General features: G+C 73.2%; 7 protein-coding genes. 3 read left to right on the top strand and 4 right to left on the bottom strand.

The annotated features are described in order from the left end of the window. Positions 1–1,024: DMT family transporter (locus ACFU99_RS30545; RefSeq protein ID WP_384398165.1), on the bottom strand; the 1,024-nt coding region annotated here is incomplete at its 3' end. Between the two features lie 74 nt (positions 1,025–1,098). Between ACFU99_RS30545 and ACFU99_RS30540 the strand changes: the two genes are divergently transcribed. Beyond that, a complete protein-coding gene (locus tag ACFU99_RS30540; RefSeq protein WP_384398163.1) occupies positions 1,099–2,004 on the top strand; it encodes a LysR family transcriptional regulator in 906 nt (301 codons plus the stop codon). A gap of 52 nt (positions 2,005–2,056) precedes the next feature. On the opposite strand, the gene ACFU99_RS30535 is transcribed toward ACFU99_RS30540, so the two are convergent. Next, entirely contained in the window at positions 2,057–2,521 is a 465-nt protein-coding gene (locus tag ACFU99_RS30535) for a pyridoxamine 5'-phosphate oxidase family protein (protein ID WP_384398161.1), read from the bottom strand. A 192-nt stretch (positions 2,522–2,713) separates the two neighbouring features. On the opposite strand from ACFU99_RS30535, the gene ACFU99_RS30530 reads away from it, so the two are divergent. After that, the gene (locus tag ACFU99_RS30530; RefSeq protein ID WP_384398159.1) at positions 2,714–3,406 is read left to right on the top strand and encodes a cysteine hydrolase; all 693 of its coding nucleotides are present in this window, start codon (positions 2,714–2,716) and stop codon (positions 3,404–3,406) included. 27 nt (positions 3,407–3,433) lie between these two features. Here ACFU99_RS30530 and ACFU99_RS30525 read toward each other — a convergent pair whose 3' ends face one another. Together ACFU99_RS30525 and ACFU99_RS30520 are read right to left on the bottom strand one after the other, a co-directional pair. Further along, the gene (locus ACFU99_RS30525) at positions 3,434–3,916 is read right to left on the bottom strand and encodes a Rieske (2Fe-2S) protein (RefSeq protein ID WP_384398157.1); all 483 of its coding nucleotides are present in this window, start codon (positions 3,914–3,916) and stop codon (positions 3,434–3,436) included. 133 nt (positions 3,917–4,049) lie between these two features. Beyond that, the gene (locus tag ACFU99_RS30520; RefSeq protein WP_384398155.1) at positions 4,050–4,925 is read right to left on the bottom strand and encodes an alpha/beta hydrolase; all 876 of its coding nucleotides are present in this window, start codon (positions 4,923–4,925) and stop codon (positions 4,050–4,052) included. A 103-nt stretch (positions 4,926–5,028) separates the two neighbouring features. Here ACFU99_RS30520 and ACFU99_RS30515 point away from each other — a divergent pair. Further along, a partial coding sequence (locus ACFU99_RS30515; protein ID WP_384398153.1) for a TetR/AcrR family transcriptional regulator occupies positions 5,029–5,780 on the top strand: 752 nt, incomplete at its 3' end.

Below are 5,780 nucleotides of genomic sequence, written 5' to 3'. Positions count from 1 at the left end.
CCACCGGCTTTTCGGCCGTTGCGGCTTCGGGCCGGGCGGGCCGCCGCTTGCTCTGGGTGAGGGCCGCGCCCGCGAGCACGATCACCGCGCCGACCGGGGTGTTCCAGGTGAGCCGCTCGCCGAGCAGGGTGACGCCCGCGGCGGTCGCGATCACCGGGGTGAAGTAGGTGACGAGCATCGCGGTGGTGGGGCCCACCTCGGCGACCAGCCCGTACTGCATGAGGAACGCGACGCCCGTGCCCAGCGCGCCGAGCGCCGCGATCGCGAGCAGCGGCACCAGCGGGAACGAGCTCGGGAAGGAGCTGAACAGCGGGGTGGCGACGGCCAGCTGGACGGTGCCGACCAGCAACTGGGCGCCGGACAGCGCGAGGTTGGACTCGCCCGTGCCCGCGAGGTTGCGCCGTACGTAGATCCAGCCGACGGCGTAGCTGACCGCCGCGACCAGGGCCATCGCCGTGCCCGCCGGGTCCTGGCCGGAGAACCCCTGCCAGGCGCCGAGCACGGTCAGCACGCCGGCGAAGCCGAGGCCGAGCCCCGCGAAGCGCCGCCGGGTCGGCCGGTCCTCGGACAGGGCGACGAGCGAGAGGACCATGCCCCACAGCGGGGACGTGGCGTTGCAGATGCCGGCGAGGGTGGAGGTGATGGTCGTCTCGGCGTAGGCGAAGAGCGTGAACGGCAGGGCGTTGAGGAAGAAGGCCGCGACGAGCAGATGGGCCCAGGTGCGCCCGGCGCGCGGCAGCCGCTGCCGCTTGACGGCCAGCACGGCCACGAGCACCGCGGAGCCGAAGACCATCCGGCCGAGGGAGACGTCGAGCGGCGCGTACCCGTCGGTGCCGACCTTGATGAACAGGAAGCTGAGGCCCCAGATGAGGCAGAGGACGGCGAACCGGATCCGCCAGTCGAGGGCGCCGCGGCGCGGCGCGGCGGCGGGCGAAGGGCCCGGGGCGGGGGAGGAGTCCGGGGCAGCGGAGGAGTCCGGGGCGGGGGAGGCGGACGCCATCCGGCGGGCGTCGGTGATGCTCATGGGCTCCACGATGGTGGGCGCGATCACTTAGCACAAGCAAAATAAAGTGCGCGTCATCGCGTAGCATCACTTACATGTTGAACCTTGATCGCCTGCGGACGCTGCACGCCGTGGCCCGCCACGGCTCGGTGAGCGGCGCCGCGGACGGGCTGCACGTGACCACCTCCGCCGTCTCCCAGCAACTGGCGAAGCTGGAGCGCGAGACAGGACAGCAACTGCTCGCCAAGAACGGCCGCGGCGTACGCCTCACCGACGCCGGGCGGCTGCTCGCCGACCACGCCGCCCGCATCCTCTCCCAAGTGGAGCTGGCCCAGGCCGACTTGGAGGCGCAGCGCGGCGAGGCCGTCGGCGATCTGCTGCTCGGCGCCTTCCCGACGGCCGCCCGCGGCCTGTTCCCCGCCGCGCTCGCCGAACTGCGCCGCGCCCACCCCAAGCTCCGGAGCAGGCTGGAGGAGATGGAGCCGGACGTGGCGGTGCCGCGTGTGGTGCGCGGCGACATCGACATAGCGATCGTCCTCGACTGGTACAACAAGCCGCTGCCGCTGCCCGAGGGGCTGGCCAAGGCGCCGATCCTGGACGACCCCGCGGACGTCGCGATGCCAGCCGGCCACCCGCTCGCCGACCGCGACGAGGTGGACCTCGAAGACTTCGCGCACGACGAGTGGGTCTCCTGGCCCAAGGGCGAGTTCTGCCACGACTGGCTGATGCTGACCCTGCGCGGCAAAGGCGTCGAGCCGCGCATCTCCCACATGGCCGAGGAGCACCACACCCAGCTAGCCCTGATCGACGCCGGTCTCGGCGTCGCCGTCGCGCCGCGGCTCGGGCGGGGCCCGGTTCCGGAGGGGGTGCGCGTGGTGCCCGTACGGCACACCATGCGCCGGCATATCTACGCCATCTGGCGGGCGGACGCGGACCGCCGGCCGTCCATCCGGGCGGCCGTTCAGGCGCTGCGCGCGGCGGGGGCGGCGGTCGGCGCCTGACGACAGGCCGGACGGGGGCGTCAGGGGCGTCGAATCGCGGACGGCGCGCGGGTCAGCCGGACAGCTTGCGGAAGTCCCACGAGACGACGGAGTCCGGCGTCAGGCGCAGCCAGGCGTGCCGGCCGTCGTACACCATGGCGTCCATGCCGAAGTTCTTCGCGGCGAACACCCGCTCCGGGGCGTCGAGTTCGGGGTGCGGCTCGCCGGTGCGCGGCGCCTCGCCGACGAAGACCGCCGTGCCGGTCAGCTCCACGCCGCGCAGCTCCCCGTACTCCTCCCCGGCGTCGACCACCACCGCGATCCGGGGGTCCCGCCGCAGATCGGCCCAGCGCTTGCTGCGGGTGAGGGAGTAGAGCCAGAGCGAGCCCTCGTGCCAGGCGAACCACAGGGGACCGGCGTGCGGACGGCCGTCCTGGCCGACCGTCGCCACCCGGCAGGTGCGCTGCTCGGCGAGGAAGGCGTCCAGCTCCGCGTCCGACATCATGATCCGGCGGCCTCGCCGCTGCGTGGGGGCCATGCCCGCCTCCCCTTCCGGCAGCCGACCCTGCGTGATCGACCGCGCTTAGCTGACTGAGCGTCAGAAAAGCAGCATGGGGGCTCTTCCCTCTCCACGCAATGGCCGCTAGCGTCGCCCGCTCCGGCCGGGGCCGCCGGCCGGGGCTCGTATACACGGTTCGCACGCACGGGGGAGAGCCGGGAGGGATCGGATATGACTTCGTCAGGAGAACCGGCTGACGGGACGTCAAGCGCAACGGGGTCACGCGCCGACGACCGGCTCGCCGCGCAGCTCGACCCGGCGACCACCGTGCTGCTCACCGTCGAGTGTCAGCGCGGCGTGGTCGGAACGGAGAGCGCGCTGCCCGAACTCGCCGCCGCCGCACGGAAGTCCGGCACCCTCGTCCAAGTGGCCCGCCTCGTCTCGGGCGCGCACGCGGCGGGCGTCCAGGTGCTGCACGCCGTCGCCGAGCGCCGCCCCGACGGCCGCGGCGCCAACCGCAACGCCCGCCTCTTCCGCGCTGCCGAGCGGCTGCCCGTACAGCAGCTCACCGGGACCCCGGCGGTACGGATCGCGGAGCCGATACCGGTGGGCGAGCAGGACCTCGTCGTACGGCGGCTGCACGGGCTGTCCCCGATCGCCGGCACGGACGTGGACGCCCTGCTGCGCAACGTCGGCTGCCGCACGCTGATCGTCACCGGCGTCTCCGCCAACGTCGCCATCCCGGCGGCGGTCTTCGACGCCGTGAACCTCGGCTATACGGCCGTCGTGCCGGCCGACGCCATCGCGGGCGTGCCCGCCGACTACACCGCGGCGATGATCCGCAACACCCTCGCGCTCGTCGCCACGGTCACCACGGCCGATTCCGTACTCGACTGCTTCGAGCGTGCGCGCGTCCGGCGGTGAGGGGAATCGTGATCCGGGGCCGCGGTCTCACCCCAGCCGGACCGAGTCGCCTTGCACGGAGATCCGCGTCGCGGGCAGCGGCCTGGTCGTGGGGCCGTGCCGCACACTGCCGTCCTCGATGCTGTACTTCGAGCCGTGGCAGGGGCAGTTGATCGTCCCGTTCGACACGTCGCCGACCAGGCACCCCTCGTGCGTGCAGATCGCCGAGAACGCCTTGAAACTGCCCTTCGCCGGCTGCGTCACCACCACCTTCCGGTCCTTGAAGATCTTTCCGCCGCCCTGCGGGATCTCCGACGTCTTGGCCAGCGCCTCGCCGCCGGGCGTACCGGCCCCCTGCTCGCTCGGAGTGGTGCCGGAACCGTCCGGCGTCTTGGTGGCGGGGGCAGTGTTGCCAGCTTCGCCGCCCGAGCCGCCGCACGCGGCGAGCGCGGCGACGAGTCCCGCGCCCCCGGCCGCGGCGATGACGGCTCGGCGACGCGGGACGGCGGACTCCTGAGGCTGGTGCGTCATGGTGGGCTTCCTCTTCCGTCGACGGTTCACCGCTCTATACGGCCCTGGCGGCAGGGGCGTTCAGGCGCCAGGGTTCGTACGGTTGTACGACGGCCGCCTTCGTGCGGGGGAAGCATCGGGCGCAGCGCGAGGATCAGAGGCCGAGCGCGGCGGTGAGCCAGGGGCGCAGGACGGGCAGGGCGTTCGCGGGCTGCATGGCCTGCGTGTGGTCGAGCCCGTCCAGGACGCGTACGTCCCACCCGGCGGCCTCCAGCTCGGCGCGCCGCTTCACGACCTCGCTCCCGATGCTCACGGTCACCCCGCCCCAGCGCTCGCCGTACGGGATCTCGTCCGCCGAACCCGCGAAGCACAGGCGCGGGCAGCCGGTCCCGGCCTGCGCCGCCCGGTCGTCGAAGCCCTGAAGCGCCTGGTAGAGCGTGACGAACTGGCGGGTCTGCGCCTCCGTCGCCGCCACCTCGACGGTCGACCAGTCGTAGTCGTCGGCCGCCGTCTGCTGATCGCTGTGCCGCGGGGTGCTCGCGGCCGGGCCCCGTACCGACATCTCGTGGGCGGCCGTGGTGACGCGGAGCATTTCCGCGTACGGACCGCCGATGGGCGGGAAGCCGCCCATGACCAGCGCCGAGAGGCGGTCGGTGCGGATCGCGAGCTGGAGGCCGCCGAGGGCCAGCCAGGAGTAGCCGTAGTAGGCGAACCGGTCAGCTCCCGCGGCGTCCGCGACCGCCAGCAGATCGGCGGCGACGTTGGCGGGCGTCAGGGTGTCCGGCTTCGGGACCGCCATGACGTGGCCCTCGTAACCGAAGGCCACGACGCGAAAACGGTCGCCGAGCCCGTCGATCAGGTTCCGGCCCAGCGCGGGGTCCACACCCCAGCGGCGCATCTCCTCGGCCTGCGCGCCCTCGACGGGCCGCGGATCGACCGGGAGCAGCACGGTGGACCCGGTGCCGTGGATCTCCACCGCGATGGTCTCGCCGTCGTGCAGCGTGGCCTCGACTGTCGTCGCTTCGGTCATCGTCTCTCCTGGTCCGTGCCCGTGGGGCGGGTGCCCGCCCTGGATTGCTTAGGCTGTAAAGTAATAGCGAGGGGACGATACCTTATGCCATAAGGAGTTGCTTGTGAGCGTCATCGCCGGCCAAGGGGACGCGGCCGTGTCCATGGCTCTGCTGTGGGCCGACCCGGACGGCCGGGCCCCGCGGACCGCCCCCGGCCCCAAGCCCGCCCTGAGCGTCGACGCCATCGTGGCGGCGGCGATCGCCGTGGCCGACGCGGACTCCATGGAGGGGCTGTCGATGCGCGCGGTGGCCCAGCGGCTCGGACGGACCTCCATGGCCCTCTATACGTACGTACCGGGCAAGGCGGAACTCCTCGACCTGATGTACGACCGGGTGCACGCCGAACTGGCCGACGGCCGCACCCCGGACGGCGCGTGGCGGGCCGCCGTGACGTCATGGGCCACGGAGCTCAGGGCGTTCTACCTGCGTCACCCGTGGGTGCTCCAGGTCTCCTACGCGCGCCCGGTGCTCGGCCCGCACGAACAGGCCGTACTGGAGTCGCTGGCGGGCGTCCTGTACGGGGCCGGGCTGCCGTCCCGGCCGCTGCGGGCCATCGTGAGCTCGCTGTTCCACTTCGTCCGCGGGGCCGCGCAGACGGCCGCCGAGTCCCGGCGCGCGGCGGCCGCGACCGGCGTGTCCGACGCGGAGTGGTGGGCCGGCCGCTCGGCCCTGCTGAAGGAAGTCGCCCCCGATTTCGCCGAGCGGTTCCCCATGTCCGTACGGCTGGCGTCGGAGGCGGCGCCGCCTCCGCGCGAGGGGGACGCCGCGCCGTCGTGGGAGCAGGAGGTCGACGACACCTTCGCGGTCGGGCTGGG

The organism is Streptomyces sp. NPDC057654, assembly GCF_042800135.1.
In the GTDB taxonomy this organism is placed as follows: Bacteria; Actinomycetota; Actinomycetes; order Streptomycetales; family Streptomycetaceae; genus Streptomyces.
The sequence above is the reverse complement of the archived record's forward strand: the minus strand, read 5'-3'. Positions and strand labels throughout refer to the sequence as shown.

Excerpts from the sequence above, each read along its gene's own strand:
- ACFU99_RS30535 (WP_384398161.1), bottom strand. The coding sequence starts at position 2,521 with ATGGCCCCCACGCAGCGGCGAGGCCGCCGGATCATGATGTCGGACGCG.
- ACFU99_RS30520 (WP_384398155.1), bottom strand. The coding sequence starts at position 4,925 with ATGACCGAAGCGACGACAGTCGAGGCCACGCTGCACGACGGCGAGACC.
- ACFU99_RS30530 (WP_384398159.1), top strand. The coding sequence starts at position 2,714 with ATGACTTCGTCAGGAGAACCGGCTGACGGGACGTCAAGCGCAACGGGG.
- ACFU99_RS30540 (WP_384398163.1), top strand. The coding sequence starts at position 1,099 with ATGTTGAACCTTGATCGCCTGCGGACGCTGCACGCCGTGGCCCGCCAC.
- ACFU99_RS30525 (WP_384398157.1), bottom strand. The coding sequence starts at position 3,916 with ATGACGCACCAGCCTCAGGAGTCCGCCGTCCCGCGTCGCCGAGCCGTC.